This is a genomic window from Roseateles sp. P1_C1_2, assembly GCF_056406535.1.
Genome location: NZ_JBFUAB010000015.1, coordinates 83,034 through 101,156 on the forward strand (window position 1 = coordinate 83,034; position 18,123 = coordinate 101,156).

At 69.7% G+C, this 18,123-nt stretch carries 15 protein-coding genes; 11 read left to right on the forward strand and 4 right to left on the reverse strand.

Annotated elements, in window-relative coordinates:
• The first annotated feature begins 102 nt into the window (after positions 1 to 102).
• From AC1D2H_RS16145 to AC1D2H_RS16170, 6 genes are all read left to right on the forward strand, one after another.
• Positions 103 to 2,619, forward strand: coding sequence for a TonB-dependent receptor (locus AC1D2H_RS16145; RefSeq protein ID WP_478011664.1), 2,517 nt, complete (start codon positions 103 to 105; stop codon positions 2,617 to 2,619).
• 44 nt (positions 2,620 to 2,663) lie between these two features.
• Positions 2,664 to 3,908: an MFS transporter gene (locus tag AC1D2H_RS16150; RefSeq protein ID WP_478011665.1), complete on the forward strand. Its 1,245-nt coding sequence runs from the start codon at positions 2,664 to 2,666 to the stop codon at positions 3,906 to 3,908.
• Positions 3,905 to 5,473, forward strand: coding sequence for an alpha,alpha-trehalase TreF (treF, locus tag AC1D2H_RS16155; protein ID WP_478011666.1), 1,569 nt, complete (start codon positions 3,905 to 3,907; stop codon positions 5,471 to 5,473). Before AC1D2H_RS16150 ends, treF begins: the two co-directional genes overlap by 4 nt.
• 78 nt (positions 5,474 to 5,551) lie before the next feature.
• Positions 5,552 to 6,235 carry a CAAX prenyl protease-related protein gene (locus tag AC1D2H_RS16160; protein ID WP_478011667.1) on the forward strand — a complete coding sequence of 228 codons (684 nt, stop codon included), beginning with the start codon at positions 5,552 to 5,554 and terminating at the stop codon, positions 6,233 to 6,235.
• Positions 6,236 to 6,385: 150 nt separating this feature from the next.
• Complete coding sequence (locus tag AC1D2H_RS16165) at positions 6,386 to 9,091, forward strand: immunoglobulin domain-containing protein (protein WP_478011668.1); 2,706 nt, start codon at positions 6,386 to 6,388, stop codon at positions 9,089 to 9,091.
• 147 nt (positions 9,092 to 9,238) lie between these two features.
• Positions 9,239 to 9,688, forward strand: coding sequence for a YiaA/YiaB family inner membrane protein (locus tag AC1D2H_RS16170; protein WP_477931202.1), 450 nt, complete (start codon positions 9,239 to 9,241; stop codon positions 9,686 to 9,688).
• 15 nt (positions 9,689 to 9,703) lie between these two features.
• On the opposite strand, the gene AC1D2H_RS16175 is transcribed toward AC1D2H_RS16170, so the two are convergent.
• Both AC1D2H_RS16175 and AC1D2H_RS16180 read right to left on the reverse strand, forming a co-directional pair.
• A complete protein-coding gene (locus AC1D2H_RS16175) occupies positions 9,704 to 10,483 on the reverse strand; it encodes a hypothetical protein (protein ID WP_478011669.1) in 780 nt (259 codons plus the stop codon).
• A gap of 8 nt (positions 10,484 to 10,491) precedes the next feature.
• Positions 10,492 to 11,262, reverse strand: coding sequence for a helix-turn-helix domain-containing protein (locus AC1D2H_RS16180; protein WP_477931206.1), 771 nt, complete (start codon positions 11,260 to 11,262; stop codon positions 10,492 to 10,494).
• Between the two features lie 135 nt (positions 11,263 to 11,397).
• Between AC1D2H_RS16180 and AC1D2H_RS16185 the strand changes: the two genes are divergently transcribed.
• The 5 genes from AC1D2H_RS16185 (at position 11,398) to AC1D2H_RS16205 (ending at position 16,330) form a co-directional block, all read left to right on the forward strand.
• Complete coding sequence (locus tag AC1D2H_RS16185) at positions 11,398 to 11,835, forward strand: hypothetical protein (protein WP_478011670.1); 438 nt, start codon at positions 11,398 to 11,400, stop codon at positions 11,833 to 11,835.
• A 21-nt stretch (positions 11,836 to 11,856) separates the two neighbouring features.
• Positions 11,857 to 13,080, forward strand: a complete 1,224-nt coding sequence (locus AC1D2H_RS16190; RefSeq protein ID WP_478011671.1) for an amidohydrolase family protein — start codon at positions 11,857 to 11,859, stop codon at positions 13,078 to 13,080.
• 120 nt (positions 13,081 to 13,200) lie between these two features.
• On the forward strand, positions 13,201 to 13,650 hold the full coding sequence (locus tag AC1D2H_RS16195) for a hypothetical protein (RefSeq protein WP_478011672.1): 450 nt from the start codon (positions 13,201 to 13,203) through the stop codon (positions 13,648 to 13,650).
• Positions 13,647 to 14,426 carry a DUF2145 domain-containing protein gene (locus tag AC1D2H_RS16200; RefSeq protein WP_478011673.1) on the forward strand — a complete coding sequence of 260 codons (780 nt, stop codon included), beginning with the start codon at positions 13,647 to 13,649 and terminating at the stop codon, positions 14,424 to 14,426. The genes AC1D2H_RS16195 and AC1D2H_RS16200 overlap by 4 nt, the downstream gene beginning before the upstream one ends.
• On the forward strand, positions 14,423 to 16,330 hold the full coding sequence (locus AC1D2H_RS16205) for an MFS transporter (protein WP_478011674.1): 1,908 nt from the start codon (positions 14,423 to 14,425) through the stop codon (positions 16,328 to 16,330). Before AC1D2H_RS16200 ends, AC1D2H_RS16205 begins: the two co-directional genes overlap by 4 nt.
• Here AC1D2H_RS16205 and AC1D2H_RS16210 read toward each other — a convergent pair.
• Complete coding sequence (locus AC1D2H_RS16210) at positions 16,263 to 16,781, reverse strand: hypothetical protein (RefSeq protein WP_477931217.1); 519 nt, start codon at positions 16,779 to 16,781, stop codon at positions 16,263 to 16,265. The genes AC1D2H_RS16205 and AC1D2H_RS16210 overlap by 68 nt on opposite strands.
• 175 nt (positions 16,782 to 16,956) lie before the next feature.
• The gene (gene tgt / locus AC1D2H_RS16215; RefSeq protein WP_477931219.1) at positions 16,957 to 18,084 is read right to left on the reverse strand and encodes a tRNA guanosine(34) transglycosylase Tgt; all 1,128 of its coding nucleotides are present in this window, start codon (positions 18,082 to 18,084) and stop codon (positions 16,957 to 16,959) included.
• Positions 18,085 to 18,123: the final 39 nt, after the last annotated feature.

The following is an 18,123-nucleotide window of genomic DNA, read 5'->3' on the forward strand; positions in this document are numbered from 1 at the left end:
AATGACATCGATAACATTTGCCCTCAAAGTCCGGTCCATCGAAAGTGGCGACGGCCGCGCCGGCTTTCGGGATTGATAACAAACAACCATCGGAGACCACAGATGTCCAAGCCCCATGCCGCGCCGCGCGCCGGCGTCCGCTCCTTCCGTCCCCAACTGATCGCCCTGGCCGCCGCCGCGCTGTGCGGCAGCGCTTTCGCCCAGGAAGCGGCCAAGCCCGCCGACAAGTCCCCTGAAGTCAAGGAACTCGAAGCCGTCGTCGTCACCGGCACGGCGCGCCGTGAAGGCGTGCGCAAGCTGGAGGCCGGCTTCTCGATCACGACCGCCACCGAGGAACAGATCAAGGCCGCGGCGCCCACCAGCACGGCCGACATCCTGAAGACCGTGCCCGGCATCTTCGTGGAAACCTCGGGCGGCCAGGCCGGCGCCAACATCCGCGTGCGCGGTTTCCCGACACCGGGCGACGGTCCCTATTCGACCTTCCAGCTCAATGGCGCGCCGCTCTATCACCTGCCCACGCTGAGCTTCTTCGAGCACTCGCAGCTGTTCCGCCTGGACGACACCATCGACCGCATGGAAGTGCTGCGCGGCGGCCCCAGCCCCATCTTCGGCAGCGGCCAGCCCGGCGTGACGGTCAACTTCATCCAGAAGGACGGCCGCAACCCCGAGGCCGGCCTGCGCGTGACGACGGGCACCGGCAGCCTGAAGCGCGTCGACGGCGTCTACGCTGGCAAGCTCAGCGACCAGTGGAACATCATGGTCGGTGGCTTCTGGCGCGAGAGCGACGGCGTGCGCGACACGCAGTTCCCCGCCGACAGCGGCGGCCAGGCCAGCCTCATGCTGAGCCGCAAGCTCGACAACGGCAGCCTGCAGCTCTATGCCCGCGCGCTGCGCGACCGCAACGCCTTCTTCACGGCAATTCCCGTCGTGGGCTCGGCCGACGGCAAGAGCGCATCCAGCTATCCCGGCTTCAATGCGTCAAAGGACTATTTCTACGGCAACGAGCTGCGCAACATCGTGCTCGAGACCGGCCGCGCCTCGGGCCGCACCCTGCCCAATGGCAAGCCCGAGATCCTGCGCAGCACCGTCACCAAGGACCTGGCCGACGGCCGCGGTGCCGATGTGCAGACCTATGGCGCCAACCTCGACACCAAGCTGGGTGACTGGACGCTGACCAACAAGCTCAGCCACACCATCGGCGACACGCCGACCTATGCGCTGTTCTCGGGCGCCAACCCGCAGACGCTGTCGAGCTACATCACCTCGCAGGTCACCGCAGCCAACGGCGATGCGGCCGTCGTCGCAGCGGCCGGCCGCGCCGCCACCACCGGCACCGCCACCTTCACCAATGGCGGCGGCACCGTCACCGGCAGCACGCCCGTCATCGTCAACGGCATGTGGGCCGTGGACAAGGCCCTGCGCTCGACCAGCAACGAGACCCGCCTGTCGCGCGAGATCGCGCCGGGCAACAACCTGACCGTCGGCCTCTACCTGGCCGGCTACAGCTCGCATGACGTGTGGACGCTGGGCCAGGCCCAGCTGATGACGGTGCAGCCCCACGCCCGCCTCATCGACGTGGCCCTGGACAACGGCGTCAAGGCCTCGCGCAACGGCTATGTCTCGCCGCCCTTCTCCTTCGACCTCGACGCGAGCTATAGCGGCAACACTCGCGCCTTCTTCATCGCCGACGAGTGGCAGCTGAACAAGGAACTGCGCATCGACCTCGGCGCGCGCCGCGAGACCCAGCGCATCACCGGCACGATTGCCAACGTCAGCAATGGCGACCTCGATGCCGACCCGACAACGATCTACAACAACAACCTCTCGTACTTCAACGGCACGAACACGCTGATCGACAGCAAGCTCAGCCGCAGCTCCTTCACCGGCGGTGCCAACTACGCCTTCACGCGCGACTTCAGCGCCTTCGTGCGCGTCAACAAGGGCCACCGGCTGCCCGACTTCGACGTGCTGCGCGGCCGTGGCGCCAACGAGAGCAAGGATTCGGTCGAGGACATCACCCAGTTCGAGATCGGCCTGAAGACCGCCACCAAGCTCTACAGCGCCTTCCTGACGGCCTACCAGAACAAGCTGACCAACTCTCAGACCCAGCAGTTCACCAATGCCGGCAATGTCGTGCTGCGCCCCAACAGCAAGGCCACCGGCCTGGAGTTCGAGCTGGCCCTGCGCCCGGGCTATGGTTTCGAGATCGCGGCGACCGGCAACTTCCAGGACGCCAAGTACAAGGACTTCCAGCAGTTCAGCGGCAACCGCGTCGAGCGCGCGCCGAAGTTCCAGGCCCGCCTGACGCCGAGCTGGCAGACCCAGACCGGCTTCGGCCAGCTGCGCACCTTCGCGACCTTCAGCCATGTCGGCGAGCGCTTCGCCGACCAGACCAACACGCTGAAGCTGCCGGCCTACCGCACCATCGACGCGGGCGCCGTGTTCTCGATGGACAACGGCCTGGAAGTGCGCCTGACCGGCACCAACCTGACCAACAAGATCGGCCTGACGGAGGGCAACTTCCGCGTGCCGGGCCAGGCCGCGGGCCAGGACGGTGTGTTCCTGGCGCGGCCGCTGTTCGGCCGCGCCTATGAGCTCAGCGTCGGCTTCCAGTTCTGAGACGCGCCAAGATGGCGACGCCTGAACTCCAAGCCCCACTCGACATGACCACCACTTCCATCTCCCTGTCGAGCGGCGGCTTGCGCATCAGGCTCGCCATCATCCTGACCTACATGCTGTTCGGCGCACTGCTGAACAGCGTCGGTGCGGTCAATCTGCTGGTCGTGCAGACCCTGGGCGTGCCGCGCGCCGAGGCCGCGCTGCTGGACGCGTGGAAGGACCTGCCCATCGCGCTGACGTCCTTCCTCGTCGCCTCGCTGCTGCCGCGCCTCGGCCTCAAGCGGGCCATGCTGCTGGCCCTCGCGGCCGTCGGCGCGGCCTGCCTGGCCATGCCGGTGCTGTCGGCGTTCTGGGCCATCAAGCTGCTGTTCTGCACGCTGGGCGCGGGCTTCGCGCTGGTCAAGGTGTCGGCCTATTCCATGATCGGCCTGGTCACCCAGGACCGCGCCGGCCATGCGCGCTTCACCAACCTGCTCGAAGGCCTGTTCATGGTCGGCGTACTGGGCGGCTTCCTGCTGTTCAGCCAGGCAGCCCATGCTGAGGGCAAGGGCTGGCTGCAGGTCTATCCGCTGCTGGCGGGGCTGGCGGCTGGCGCCTTTGTACTGCTGCTGATCAGCCCGCTGGACGAAGGCCCGATCCAGTCGACCGACACCTCGCTGCGCGAAGACCTCGTCGCGATGGCACCGTTGCTGAAGAGGGCCCTGGTCGTCGTCTTCCTGCTGTCGGCCTTTCTGTACGTGCTGATCGAGCAGGGCATCTCGACCTGGCTGCCGAGCTTCAACAACGAGGTGCTGCATCTGCCCACCGCGATGAGCGTGGGGCTGGCAGTCATCATGCCGGCGACCACCGCGCTGGGCCGACTGACCAGTGCCGCCGTCATCGGCCGCCTGGGCTGGTTCGCCGTCGTCATCGCCTGCCTGGTCGGCATCGCCGCGCTCATCCTCGTCGCGCTGCCACTGGCTCGCGGTGCCCAGCCGCTGACCGGTGACGTCGGCTGGCTGAACGCCCCGCCCGCGGCCTATCTGCTGCCGTTGACCGGCCTGCTGCTCGCCCCCATCTACCCGGCCATCAACTCCGCCATGCTGAGCGCGCTGCCGCAGCGCCAGCACGCGGCCATGACCGGCCTCATCGTCGTCTTCTCCGCTCTCGGCGGCACGCTGGGCAGCTTCATCACCGGCCGCCTCTTCGTCGCCTTCGACGGCACCACCGCCTTCGGCCTGCTGGTGGCGCCCGTCGTGGCCCTGGCCGTCTCGCTCACCCGGCTGCGCCGGCATCTCGCATCGTCATGACCTCCCGTTCCCAGCGCCCCGGCGACCTGCTCGCCACCGCGCCCATCCATGCGGTCGCCCCCGCCCACGCGGCGGCTGCGACGCCCCATGAGCTCTATGGCGAACTCTTCGTCGCCGTGCAGATGACGCGCGTCTTCGGTGACGGCAAGAGCTTTGTCGACGCCCGCCCCAAGACCGCGCCGTCGCTGATCCGCGCCCGCTTCGAGGCCGAGCGCCGCCTGCCCGGCTTCTCGCTGCCGGACTTCGTGCACGCCCATTTCGTGCTGCCCGGCCATGACGCCGCCGTCGGTCCGCGCCTGGGCATCCGCGAGCACATCCGCGCGCTGTGGCCGCTGCTGGTGCGCGAGCATGCCCAGGCCCTGGAAGGCGAGAGCCTGCTGGCGCTGCCACGCCCCTACGTCGTGCCCGGCGGGCGCTTCCGCGAGCTCTATTACTGGGACAGCTATTTCACGATGCTGGGCCTGGTGGCCGACGGCCGGCGCGACCTGGCCGAGCACATGCTCGCCAACTTCGCCCACCTGATCGCGACCCACGGCTTTATCCCCAACAGCAGCCGCAGCTACATGCTGAGCCGCTCCCAGCCGCCCTTCTTCTTCCGCATGGTCGAGCTGCTGCACGCCGACGACCCTGCTGCGGGCTTCGCCACCCACCTGGTCTCGCTGAAGGCCGAGCACGCCTTCTGGATGGCCGGCGAAGCCACGCTCGGCGCCGGCCAGGCCCACCGCCGCGTGCTGCGCACGGCCGATGGAGCGCTGCTGAACCGCTACTGGGACGACCGCTGCACGCCACGCGAGGAAAGCTGGCGCGAGGACGTGCTGACGGCCGAGGAAGCCAAGGGCCGCACGCCCACCGACGTCTGGCGCGACCTGCGCGCCGGCGCCGAAAGCGGCTGGGACTTCTCCGGCCGCTGGTGCGCCGACCCCGCCGACATCGCGACGATCGAGACGACAGCGCTGGCACCCGTGGACCTGAATGCGCTGCTGGCCGGGCTTGAAAGCGCGATCGCGCTGGGCGCCACGCGCAGCGGCGACGCCGCCACGGCGCGCACCTTCGAGGCCCGCGCCGCCGCCCGCCGCCAGCTGCTGCAGACGCGCTTCTGGCGCGCCGACGCCGGCCACTTCGCCGACCTGAACTGGCGCCAGGCCGCCGACCCGCGCCCGCTGACGGCCGCCGCCCTCGTGCCCCTGTACCTCGGCATGGCATCGCCCGCCCAGGCCGACGCCATGGCGGCCCAGGTGCAGCGCCATCTGCTCGGCGCCAACGGTCTGCTGACGACCGCCCTCGTGACCGGCCAGCAATGGGACGCGCCGAATGGCTGGGCGCCGCTGCAATGGATGGCGGCCCTCGGCCTGGCCCGCTACGGCCACGCCGCCCTCGCCCGTGACATCGCCGCGCGCTGGTGCGCCAGCGTGCACCGCGTCTACCTCGCCACCGGCCGGCTGCTGGAGAAGTACGACGTGGCCGAGGACAAGCCCGGCGGCGGCGGCGAGTACGAGACCCAGGACGGCTTCGGCTGGACCAATGGCGTCTTCGCGGCCTTCAAGGACGGGCTGCTGAAGTCTTAGTTCCCGCGCCCACCCCTGAGGCTTGGGGGGCAGGGGCAGCGCGAATCGTCGCGACGCCGGGCTAAGCTGGCGCCCGACATGCCTGCCGACACGCCCGCGTTCAGCCCCGCCGCCCTCGCCCGCTGCATCCCCTTCTTCGTCTTCATGGGCTTTCTGGCCCTGCGGGGTTATCTGCCCGCCGACGTTGGCCTGGATGCGCGCTGGATCTATGGCGCCCAGACCGTCATCGTCGCCGGCCTGCTGGCCTACTACTGGCGCGGCTACGGCGAGCTGGTACGCCAGAACCTGCCCGATGCCCGCGAGACCGGCTGGGCCGTCGTCGTCGGCATCGCCGTCTTCGCGATCTGGGTGCAGCTGGACGCGCCCTGGATGCAGCTCGGTTCGGCCACCGCCAGCTTCGTGCCGCTGGACGCCGACGGCCAACCGATCTGGACGCTGATCATGCTGCGCCTCATGGGCGCCGCCCTGGTCGTGCCCGTCATGGAGGAGCTGTTCTGGCGCAGCTTCTTGATGCGCTGGGTGCAGCACCCGGGCTTCGAGCGCGTCGACCCGCAGGCGGTGGGCGCGCGCGCCATCGTGCTGTCCACCTTCGTCTTCACACTGGCCCACACGCTGTGGCTGGCCGCCGTTGTCGCGGGCCTCGCCTACGCGCTGCTCTACCGCAGGAACGGCAAGCTGTGGAGCGCCGTCATCGCCCACGCGGTGACCAACGGGCTGCTGGGCATCTGGGTCATCAAGACCGGGCGCTGGGAGTTCTGGTGACCCCTGGCATCCCCCCTGGATCATGGGGCCTGCGGTTCTAGGGAGAACCCTGAAATCCCCCTGAGGCGCTTTCTACACTGCGCCCGCCCTGCGTCAACGCGGGCCGTCAGGCGCGAAACAGCGCCGGTGCAGTCCAGACCAGGGAGTCCCATGTCTTTCAGTTCCCAGCGCCTGCGTGGCGCTTTCGCCAGCCTTTGCCTGGCCGCCTTGTTGAGCGGCTGTGGCGGCGGTGGCGGCGACAGCCCCGCAACGCCCACCCCACCCACCACGCCAGCCGCCACCGGCCAGATCAGCGGCCAGGTGCTCAACGCCGCCGATGCCAGCCCGGTGCCGGGCGCTCGCATCAGCGCCGCCGGCACCAGCACGGTCAGCGATGCCCAGGGCCGCTTCACGCTCGGCACGCTCGCGCCCGCCAACGCCGTCGTGCTGCGCATCCAGGCCGACGGCCATCTCGACGCCGTGCTGCCGCTGCCCGTCACGGCCAACCAGGCCACCACCATCACCCAGCGCCTGGTGGCCGCCGGCAAGGCGCAGACCTTCAGCGCCGACGCCCCCGGCACCTTGCGCGCCGCCAACTCGCTGGCCAGCGTGGACCTGCCGGCCAACGGCTTCGTCATCGACGGCGGCAGCACCGCGGCCACCGGCACCCTCAGCGCCAGGCTCAGCGTCATCGACCCCGCCCGCGACCCCGCCGCCATGCCCGGCCGCTACGTCGCCAGCACGGGCCGCGCGATCGAGAGCTTCGGCGCCATCAACGTGGACCTGCGCGACGCCGCCGGCAACAAGCTCAACCTCAAGGCCGGCGCCACCGCCACCGTGCGCATCCCGCTGGCCAGCCGCTCGGCCACGCCGCCGGCCAGCGTGCCGCTGTTCCACCTCGACGAGGCCACCGGCCAGTGGGTGCAGGACGGTCAGGCCACGCTGAAGACCACCGCCGACGGCAGCTACTACGAAGGCACGGTCAGCCACTTCAGCAGCTGGAATGCCGACATGGAGATGGACACCATCTTCGTCAACGGCTGCGTCAACGACAGCGCCGGCAAGCCGGCCGCCTGGACGTATGTGCAGGCCACCGGCCTGGACTACTCCGGCATGGACGCCGCCGTGACCGACACTGCAGGCAAATTCCGCGTCGCCATCCGCAAGAACTCGCTGGCCGAGCTGCTCGCCACCACCTTCGAGCGCAGCAGCCCGGCACTGGCCGTCGGCCCCTCGGCCACCGACATCACGCTGCCCAGCTGCCTCGTGCTCGCCGACGCCGCCGCGCCCCAGCTGCTCGGCACGCTGGCGGACCGCACCGTGGTGGCCGGCCAGCAGGCTTACTTCCGCGTGAAAGCCAGCGGCAGCGCGCTGCGCTACCAGTGGCAACGCAATGGCGCCGACCTGCCCGGCGAGACCTTTGACACGCTGAGCGTCACCGCCCGCCTGGCGGACGACGGCGCCCGCTACAGCTGCGTGGTGCGCAACGGCCTGGGGCAGGTCAGCAGCGCAGCGGCCACCCTGAACGTCAAGCCCGCCACGCTGCCGGTCATCACCGAAGCGCCGCAAAGCGCCAGCGCCCTCGTGGGTGCCACCGCCAGCTTCACCGCCACGGTCGCCGGCAGCGCGCCGCTCAGCTATCAGTGGCAACGCAACGGCGTGGACATCGCCGGCGCGACGGCTTTGACCTACACCACGCCCGCACTGGCGCTCGCCGATCACGGCGCCCGCTACCGCCTGGTCGTGCGCAACGCCTACGGCAGCGCCAGCAGCGCCGAGGCCACGCTGAGCGTCACCGCCACGGTGCTGGCCGCGCCGGGCATCACCAGCCAGCCCGCCGCGGTCACCACGGCGCCCGGCCAGACGGCGAGCTTCGTCGTCCTCGCCAGCGGCAACCCCGCGCCCAGCTATCAGTGGCTGAAGAACGGCAGCGCCATCAACGGCGCCACCTCGGCCGCCTACACCACGCCCGCGTTGACACTGGCCGACAGCGGGGCCCTCTACAGCGTGCGACTCAGCAATTCACAAGGCGAGGTGCTCAGCGCCAGCGCACTGCTGACCGTGCAGGCCGCCAGCAGCAGCGAGACCGACCAGGCCAACCTGATGCGCCTGCTGGGTGCCAGCGGCATCTGGCTGCAGGCCGTCAGCGCACCGCTGCAAGTGAGCGACGACCTGGGGCGTGTGCGCAGCAGCGCCGCCGTCTGCCAGAGCGGCAGCGTCAGCACGACGCTGGGCGGCGTGACGCCCGCGGTGGGCCCGGCCCTGCCGGCCAGCGGCGTGCTGGCCACCCGCTTCACCGACTGTGTGGACGACGGCACCCGCTACAACGGCAGCGCCAGCGCCGACTACAGCCTGACCAGCCTGGGCTCGCCGATCAATGGCTCCGCCACCATCACCTTGAGCGACCTGCGCATGGCCGATGCCAGCGCCGGCAGCGACTACACGGTGACCGGCAGCGCCGGCGTCAAGCTGGCCGGCCTGCTGAACGGCGGCAGCGTCGTGCAGACGGCCATCCTCACGCCGTCCGCCGGCACCCGCATCAGCAACAACCTGCTGGCGCTGAGTGCAACGCTGACGGGCGGCAGTTTCTCGGTCACCACCACGGTGCGCAGCAGCGACGACAGGCTCACGGAGACGCATTTCAGCTACGTCAATTTCGCCTTTGACGTCGCCGGCACGCCTCACGTGGCGGCGGGCAGCCTGGCCCTGGTCTTCAACGGTCCCAACGGCGCGCTGAGCAATGGCAATGGCGAGATCACGCTGTTCAGCAATGGCGCCAAGTTGGGACGCCTGTACTTCGCCAACGGCAGCCTGCAGATCGAGGTCAACGGGCGCGTGCAGCCGTTCGCGGCGGCGCGGGTGCGCGTGATGCGCTGAGTTCGGGGCGGAATGGGGCAGGGCGGCGGTGTCGCCCGGCGCTACTGCGTGGCGCTTGTCACGCGCCTTGGCACTATTCCCGAGGCTCGCGCGCCCGGCTTCACGCAAGATCGCGGCCCACAACCACCACCGCAAGGAAATCCTCTCATGGCCACCCGCTTCGTCATGCAACGCGACACCAGTTCCTGGCGCCTCCAGGTCTGGACGTCGTTCGTCCTGGCACTGCTGGCCTGCGCCTGGGGCGTGTTCGGCGCGCCGGGCCAGGATCTGGACCGCGCCTTCCTCGCCATCGGCCTGTTCTTCTCGGTGTTCGCCTGCTTTGCCGTCGCCAAGACCCAGCGCGACAACCGCGACGGCCAGGTCGACACCCAGGGCTGGGTCATGATGGTCTGGATCGCGCTCGTCGCGGCACTGGCCCTGACCGCCTGGGGCCTGTGGCGCATGCAGATGGACGACTGGATCAAGCGCTACCTCGCCGTGTCCTGGCTCTTCCTCGTCTCCAGCACCTTCACGCTGGCCAAGACGCTGCGCGACCGCCACGAGGCCGACCTGCTCGAGCAGACCAACGCGCGCGGCTCCTCCGAACCGAACAACTGACGTGGATGGCGCCCGCTACTCGCGGGCCTTGACGTCCAGGAAGCGCTGCTGGCGCAGCAGCGCCTCGCCTGCCTCGTCGTGCAGCGGCTGCAGGCGGCGCTGCAGTCCCTCCAACAGGGTCGCCAGCTGCTGGACCAGGGCCTCGTCGGCGCTGGGCTGGCCATCCGACAGCGGCTGCCTGCGGCGCTCCGCCGGCACGCGCAGATAGGCCTCCAGGCTGTCGGGCAGATAGCGCGCCACGCTTTGCTGCACGAAGGCGGCGTCCTGCATGCCCAGGCGCGCCGGCGCGCCTGGCTGCTGGACCAGTTCCAACACCTGCTTGATGGTCTTCACAGCCTCCGTCGCAGGCGGCGGCAACGCCGGCGCGGCGCGGGCCAGCAGGGCATCCAGCGCGTCCAGGGCCTGCGGTGACAGCAAGGCCTGCGGCCCCACCTCGCCCATGCCACGACGCTGGTGCCATACCCCGCGCACGGCCCAGCCCAGGCCCGCCGTGCCGATGACGACGAGCACACCCACCAGCACCGGCTGGCTGACGAACAAGGCGCCCGACAACGAAGCCACGCCCAGGCCTGCCTGCACCCTGGCAGCCACTGGCAGCGGCGCCGCCGCCACTGGCCGAGGCCCGGCCGCCAGCGGGCGGCCCAGCTCATGGCGGGCTCGCAGTTGTTGCTGGCGCTGCTGGACCACCTCGGGTCGCTCGCTGCTGTCCGACGGCTGCACGCGCCGCGTGCGCCGGTTGACGGGCTGGGAGCCGACGGCGAGGCGGGATGACGGATCAGGATCGGGAGCGGCCATGCGGCATCCTAGGGTTTGTTCGCGCTGCGACGCTGGCCCAGGCCCGACCTTTCCAGGTCCCTGAAGGCCTCGAAGATCCACGACCGCAGCCCGATGACGACGCTGTAGGGCCGCTTCTCGGAGGACGGCAGTTTCTGGTCCAGCAGATGCTGGCGCGCGAAATCGTCGGCCGTGCGCTGCAGCCGCTCGGCCAGCTCGCGCGCATGGCCGGCACCGAACTCGCCGTGCACCAGCGTCAGCAACTCGCCCTCGCCGTCGAAACCGCCGGCAAAGAAGTCGGCCATCACGCGCTCGCGGAAGAACTGCATCACCGGCCCCTGTGGCCGCCAGCGCAGCGTCTTGGCCACCTTGAGCTTGTAGCGGTTGTGCGGGCGCAGCTCGATGACGCCCAGGCGGTCGAGCTGGGCCAGCGCGGCGACGGCATCCACCTCGCTGATGCGGTAGCGCGACAGCATGTCCTCCACCGCCCAATGGCTCAGGCAGCAGATGGCGACGAGCAGCAATTTGGGGTCGGCGACGACGGCGCGCTCCTGCTCCAGGCTCAGCTCGCGCAGCGCCGGCGACTGGCTGACGAGGCGCCCGGCCAGCTCGGCGAACTCCAGCTTCAGCACGCGGCAGATCTCGTCCACACGCGACAGCGGCATCTCGCCGCCCGGCGCCAGCATGCGCTTCACGCTGGACTCCGACAGGTCCAGGGCCTGGGCCAGCTCGGCATAGCTCAGCCCTTGCGTCTTCAGCTCGGCCTTGATGAGGGCCACCAGCGATTGCGTGCTCGACATGGGGATGAACGGTAGCGCATGACGCCCCCATCGGGCGCAGCCGCCGCGCCACCGGGACAAAAACGGCGGCAGCAACGCACGGCCTCGCGATGCTCGCGCCCCTCAGCACTTCTCGCCTTCCAGACGGAGCATTCCATGAAGCCCTTGCCTGCCTTGATCCTCGCCATGAGCCTTGCCACGACGGCGGGCGCCAAGGAGCCCACGGCGTCCGACTACGTGGCCGTCTCGCTGCCCACCGCGGTGCTGTCGACGGCACTGCTCGATGCCAGCGGCGTGCCCACGCGAACGACGCCTCAGGCGCTGCTCAGCACCGGCGTGGCTCTCAGCGTGTTCGCGGTCTACGAGGAGGGCGATGGCTTCAGCTGGCTGCTGGAAAGGCCGTCCGACGGCGCTCGCTTCAGCGTGCACGTCAGCGGTCGCCTGCTCGACGGCGTGATGCTGGCACCCGGCAATGTGGTCACGATCACGGAGCTGTCCGCCGGCGCCCTGCTGTCCACCGCCGGCCGGGTGCTCGCCCTCATTCCCAACGAGTCCGGCAAGGCGCTGCTGCATCACGAGCGCGTCAGCGACTGACGCCTGCCCCTCTCACCCACCATGCTTACACGACGTCATCTGCTGTGCTGCGGCGCAGCCGCCGGCCTGTTCACCTCCCTGGCCGGCCCGGCCCGCGCCGGCCTGCTCAACACCTGCCGCAGCGGCATTCCCGACACGCTGCGGCCGCTGGTCCAACGCTGCTTCGAGGGCCTCGACCCGGCCCAGCTCTGGGACGTGCACGCCCATCTGCTCGGCACCGGCGACTCCGGCTCGGGCTGCTCGGTCAACGCCCAGCTGAGCCAGTGGTGGCACCCGGTCGAGATGCTGCGCAAGCGCTTCATCCTCAATGCGGCCTGCGTGCCGGCCGATGCGCCCAGCGTGGACCGCGCCTATGTCGAGCGGCTGCGCGCGCTGGCCGACGACTTCCCGGCCGGTGCGCGCTGGATGCTGTTCGCCTTCGACCAGGCCTGCGACGCCGCCGGCCGGCCCCAGGCCGCGCACACGACCTTCCATGTGCCCAATGCCTATGCCGCCAGCGTCGCCGCCGCGCATGCGCAGCGCTTCGCCTGGGTGGCCTCCATCCACCCCTACCGACCCGACGCGCTGGCCCGTCTGGACGAGGCCCTGGCCCGGGGCGCCGTCGCGCTGAAGTGGCTGCCGTCCAGCATGAACATCGACCTGCGCGACCCGCGGCTGCGGCCCTTCTACGCCCGCCTGGCCGCCACCCGCCTGCCCCTCATCGTGCACTGCGGCGAGGAGCGCGCCGTGCCGGGCGCCGGCCGCGACGAGCTGGGCAACCCGCTGCTGGTGCGTGCAGCGCTGGAGCAGGGCGTGCGTGTCGTCGTCGCCCATTGCGCATCTCTGGGCACCGCGCCGGACCTGGATCGCGCGCGTCCTCGTGAAGTGCCGGCCTTCTCGCTGTTCGCAAGGCTGATGGACGAGGACTGGGGCGGCCGGCTGCTGGGCGACATCTCGGTCGTACTGCAGACCAACCGCCATCCCGACGTCRCCCGCACGCTGATGATGCGCGAGGACTGGCACGCGCGCCTGCTGCACGGTTCCGACTACCCGCTGCCCGGCATCCCCGCCGCCATTCGCCTGCCGGCCCTCGTCAGTGCCGGCCTGCTGGAGGCGGTGGACCTGCCGCAACTGGAGGCCCTGCGCGAGCAAAACCCGCTGCTGTTCGACCTCGCGCTCAAGCGCGTGGCGCGCTGGCGCGGCGCCCGCCTGTCACCCACGGTGTTCGCCACGCGGGCGCATTTCGAGCGCGCGGCGGTGTCATGAAGCGCTACTTTGCGGCGCTTGCCACGCGCCTCGGCACTATTCCCGGGATGGCCACGCTGGCTTCACGCAAGATCGCGGCCGTCTGGCCCAGCCGGACCTCGTCACTCCCGGAGTCCTCTCATGAAGCGCCTGCTTGCCGTCTCCAGCCTGTCCCTTGTCCTGAGCGCCTTCGCCCTGCCGGCGCAGGCCCAGCGCGGTGCCTCCGAGCTGAGCCTGGCCGTGTCGGCCGCCCCCCTCGTGCTGTCGGTCGGCGCGGTCAGCGCCACCGGTGTCGCGCTGAGCGCCATCCCCGCCGGCCTGCTGTCGGCGGGCGCGTCGCTGGTGGTGGTCAGCGTCGAGGTCATCGGCGGCGCCACCGTCTGGGTGCTGGAGCGCGTCTCGGACGGTGTGCGCATCAGCCTGCGCACGGCGGGCAAGCTGGTCGAGKGCGTCGTCGTGTCCGCGGGCACAGCGGTCGCGGTATCGGTCATCGGCGCTGGCACGGTGCTGTCGGCCGCGGGCGAAGTCATCGCCTTCATCCCCAGCGAGATCGGCAAGGCCCTGCTCTACAACGAACAGGTGACGCGTTGAAGCGCCGTCATCTGCTGGCCCTCGCGCCGCTCGCACTCGCCACCGCCGCGCACGCCGGCCGGAGCTGCGACGAGAAGCCGCCCACGACACGCCAGGTCGAGCAGGGGCTCAACCTCGCCGCGGCCACCGCCAGGCAGCTCGACGCCAGCGGCGCCCAGGTCGTCATGCTGGCCCGCGCGGGGCAGGACCTGTCCAAATACGGCCTGACCTGGTCGCATGTCGGCTTCGTCTACAAGGATGGCGGCGGCGCCTGGCGCGTCATGCACAAGCTCAACCACTGCGGTACCGACCACGCTGCGCTGTACCGCCAGGGCCTGGGCGAGTTCTTCCTCGACAACCCCGCCCGCTACGAGGCGGCCTTCGCCGTGCTCAAGCCCGAACTGCAGCAGGCCCTGTTGCCCATCCTGACGGACAACGCCCGCGTGGCGCGCTTCAACGAGCGCCGCTACAGCATGGTGGCCTATGCCTTCGGCACCCAATACCAGCAGAGCAACCAGTGGGCGCTGGAGACGCTGGCCGGTGCCGCAGCACCCAACGTCAGCAGCCGTCGCACCGCCCAGGACTGGCTGCGGACCCAGGGCTACCAGCCCACCGACCTGCATCTCTCCACGTTGACCCGGTTGGGCGGCCGCCTCACGCGTGCCAACATCGCTTTCGACGATCATCCGAGCGCGCGTCGTTTCAGCAGCCATATCGACACGGTCACCGTGGATTCGATGTTCGCGTGGATGCAGCGCGCCGGCCTGTCCCAATCACCCCAAACCGTCCAGCAATGAGCCAAGAACATCCGAACCAGTTCGCGCTGTTGAAGCAACGCCGCTTTGCGCCCTTCTTCTGGACGCAGTTCCTCGGCGCCGCGAACGACAACGTCTTCAAGTTCGCGTTCACGCTGATGATCACCTACCAGCTGCAGCTGGACTGGCTGCCGTCCAAGATGGCCGGCCTGGTCATCGGGGCGCTGTTCATCCTGCCCTATGTGCTGTTCTCGGCCACCAGCGGCCAGCTCGCCGACAAGCACGACAAGGCGCGGCTGATGCAGCTCGTCAAGAGCCTGGAGATCGCCATCATGGTGATCGCGGCCTGGGGCTTCTACGCCGCCAATGTGCCGGCCCTGCTGGGTTGCGTCTTCCTGATGGGCCTGCACTCGACGCTGTTCGGCCCGGTCAAATACGCCTATATGCCGCAGCAGCTCAGCGAGCGCGAGCTGACCGGCGGCAACGGCATGGTGGAGATGGGCACCTTCGTCGCCATCCTGCTGGGCCAGCTGGTCGGCGGCATCCTCGTCGACACGCCCGTCGTCGGCCCGCAGCACGTCGCCTGGGCCTGCCTGGCGCTGGCCATCGCCGGCCGCGCAACGGCCCAGGGCATCCCGGCCAGCCCGTCGACCGATCCCGACCTCGTCATCAACTGGAACCCCTTCACCGAAACCTGGCGCAACCTGAAGATCGCCCACGAAGGCCTGGCCGTGTTCCGCTCGCTGCTCGGCATCTCGTGGATGTGGTTCTTCGGCGCCGTCTTCCTGAGCAACTTCCCGGCCTTCGCGAAGGAAGTGCTGCATGGCAGCCCGCAGGTCGCGTCGCTGCTGCTGGCGGTGTTCTCCATCGGCATCGGCATCGGCTCGCTGATGTGCGAGATGCTGTCCAAGCGCCATGTCGAGATCGGCCTGGTGCCGCTGGGCGCCATCGGCATGAGCGTGTTCGCCATCGACCTCTACTTCGCCGCCACCGGCCTGCCCGCCAGCGAGCCCTACAGCGTCAGCGCCTTCCTGAGCGTGACGGCGCACTGGCGCGTGCTGGCCGACCTGACGCTGCTCGCGCTGTTCGCGGGCCTGTACAGCGTGCCCATGTATGCGCTGATCCAGCTGCGCGCCCAGCCCAGCCACCGCGCCCGCATCATTGCGGCCAACAACATCCTGAACGCTGTCTTCATGATCGCCAGCTCGGTCATCGCCGGCGCGATGCTGGGTGCCGGCCTGACGATCCCGCAGATCTTCCTGGCGGTGGGCATCGCCAACGCGGTCGTGGCCTTCTACATCTTCCTCATCGTGCCGGAGTACCTGCTGCGCTTCGCCGCCTTCGTGCTGACGCGCCTGGTCTATCGCTTTCGCGTCATCCACGACGAACGCATCCCGACCGCCGGCCCGGCCGTGCTGGTCTGCAACCACGTCAGCTTCGTCGACGCCGTGCTGCTGATGGCCGCCAGCCCGCGGCCCATCCGCTTCCTGATGGACCACCAGATCTTCAAGATTCCCGTGCTGGGCTGGATGTTCAAGCTCGCCAAGGCCATCCCGATCGCGCCCGCCAAGGCCGATCCGGCCACCTACGAAGCCGCCTTCGCGGCAGCGCGCGCAGTGCTGGCCGATGGCGAGATGGTCTGCATCTTCCCCGAGGGCGGCCTGACCCGCGACGGCGAGCTGCAGCCCTTCAAGGGCGGTGTCATGAAGCTCATCGAGGGCATGCCCGAGGTGCCCGTCATCCCGATGGCGCTGGGCAATCTGTGGGGCAGCTTCTTCTCGCGCGTCGAGGACGGCAAGGCCATGGTCAAACCGATGCGGCGCGGCGTGTGGAGCCCGGTCAGCCTGACGGTGGATCAGCCGATGCCACCGGCCGGCGTCAGTCCCGAGGCGCTTCGTTCGCGCGTGGCCGGCCTGCTCGGAACACCCGCTTCACCCGCAGCTTGATCGCCCGCGCCGTGCGCCAGGCCGCGCTGGCGCGCACCCAGGCCAGCAGCTCGGCTTTCCAGGCCGTCCAGCGCGTGTAGAGGCGGGCGAACCAGGGCAGTTGCATCAGCGCCGGCTGGATGAGCTGGAACAGCCAGGCCAGCAAGGCCGTGCCGATCAGCTTGGCGCCGACGACGAGGGCCACGCCCATCGCGTAGCGGCCTTCGGCCACCAGCCACACGGCCAGCAGCTTGATCGGCAGGATCAGCAGGCTGGGCAGCAGCAGCACGACGAAAGCCCAGCGCGGCGGCAGGCGCTTGAGCAGGGCCTCGAACTGGCGGATGACCGGCAGCCTGGCCAGCAGCGCGAAGACGCGCCGTAGCGGCTCCCAACCCCATTCCTCGAACAGGATGAGGATGGCGAAGACGACCCGGAAGATCCAGCGCAGCGCAGCGAACAGGGCTTTCAGCATGCCGCTATCTTGAGGCCGATGAAACCGGATACTTCGGGCCGAGCGCTGGGCCGCTCCCGAGCCGGCCCGCTTGGGCGATGTGCTCGCGGCTCCATGCCGCGAGCATCGCCGTCCCCTCGGGGGACCGACCAGGCTCGCCCGCGTTCAGCGGTGCGAGATTGGACGAGGGGCCGCTTCACACCCCGCGCGCCCGGTCGGCGTGGAACTGCGCCCGCCAGGCCTCGAAGCGGCCGGCATCCAGCGCGTCGCGCATCTCCTGCATCAGGGCCAGGTAGTAGTGCAGGTTGTGCACGCTGGTCAGCATGGGGCCCAGCATCTCGCCGCAGCGGTCCAGGTGGTGCAGATAGGCGCGGCTGAAGCCCTTGCAGCATTCGCAGGTGCAGGTCTCGTCAACCGGCTTCTCGTCGGACTTGTAGCGCGCATTGCGCAGGCGCAGGTCGCCGAAGCGCGTGAACAGATGGCCGTTGCGCGCATTGCGGGTGGGCATGACGCAGTCGAACATGTCGATGCCCTGGCTGACGCCTTCCACCAGGTCCTCCGGCGTGCCCACGCCCATCAGGTAGCGCGGCTTGTTGGCGGGCAACTGGTGGCCGGTGTGCTCGAGGATGCGCTGCATCTCAGCCTTGGGCTCGCCTACCGACAGGCCACCGATGGCATAGCCCGGCAGGTCCAGCTCGGCCAGGCCGGCCAGCGAGGCGTCGCGCAGATGGGTGAACATGCCGCCCTGCACGATGCCGAACAGCGCGTTCGGGTTCTCCAGCCGGTCGAATTCGGTAATGCAGCGCTTGGCCCAGCGCAGGCTCAGCTCCATCGACTGCTTGGCCTCGCGCTCCGTCGTCAGCACGCCCTTGCTCTCGTAGGGCGTGCACTCGTCGAACTGCATGACGATGTCGGAGTTGAGGATGGTCTGGATCTGCATGCTGACCTCGGGGGTCAGGAAGAGCTTGTCGCCATTGACGGGCGAGGCGAACTTGACGCCTTCCTCGCTGATCTTGCGCATGGCGCCCAGGCTCCAGACCTGGAAGCCGCCGGAGTCGGTCAGGATGGGCTTGTTCCAGCTCTCGAAGCGGTGCAGGCCGCCGAACTGGGTGACGACGTCCAGGCCCGGCCGCATCCACAGATGGAAGGTGTTGCCGAGGATGATCTGGGCGCCCATCTCCTCCAGCGATCGCGGCGTGACGCCCTTGACCGTGCCATAGGTGCCCACCGGCATGAAGATGGGCGTCTGCACGACGCCGTGGTTGAGCGTGAGCGTGCCGCGGCGGGCGCGGCCTTCGGTCTTGAGGAGGTCGAACTTCAGCATGGGACAGGGATTGTCGCAGCGGGGAGGGGCGCGCCTACA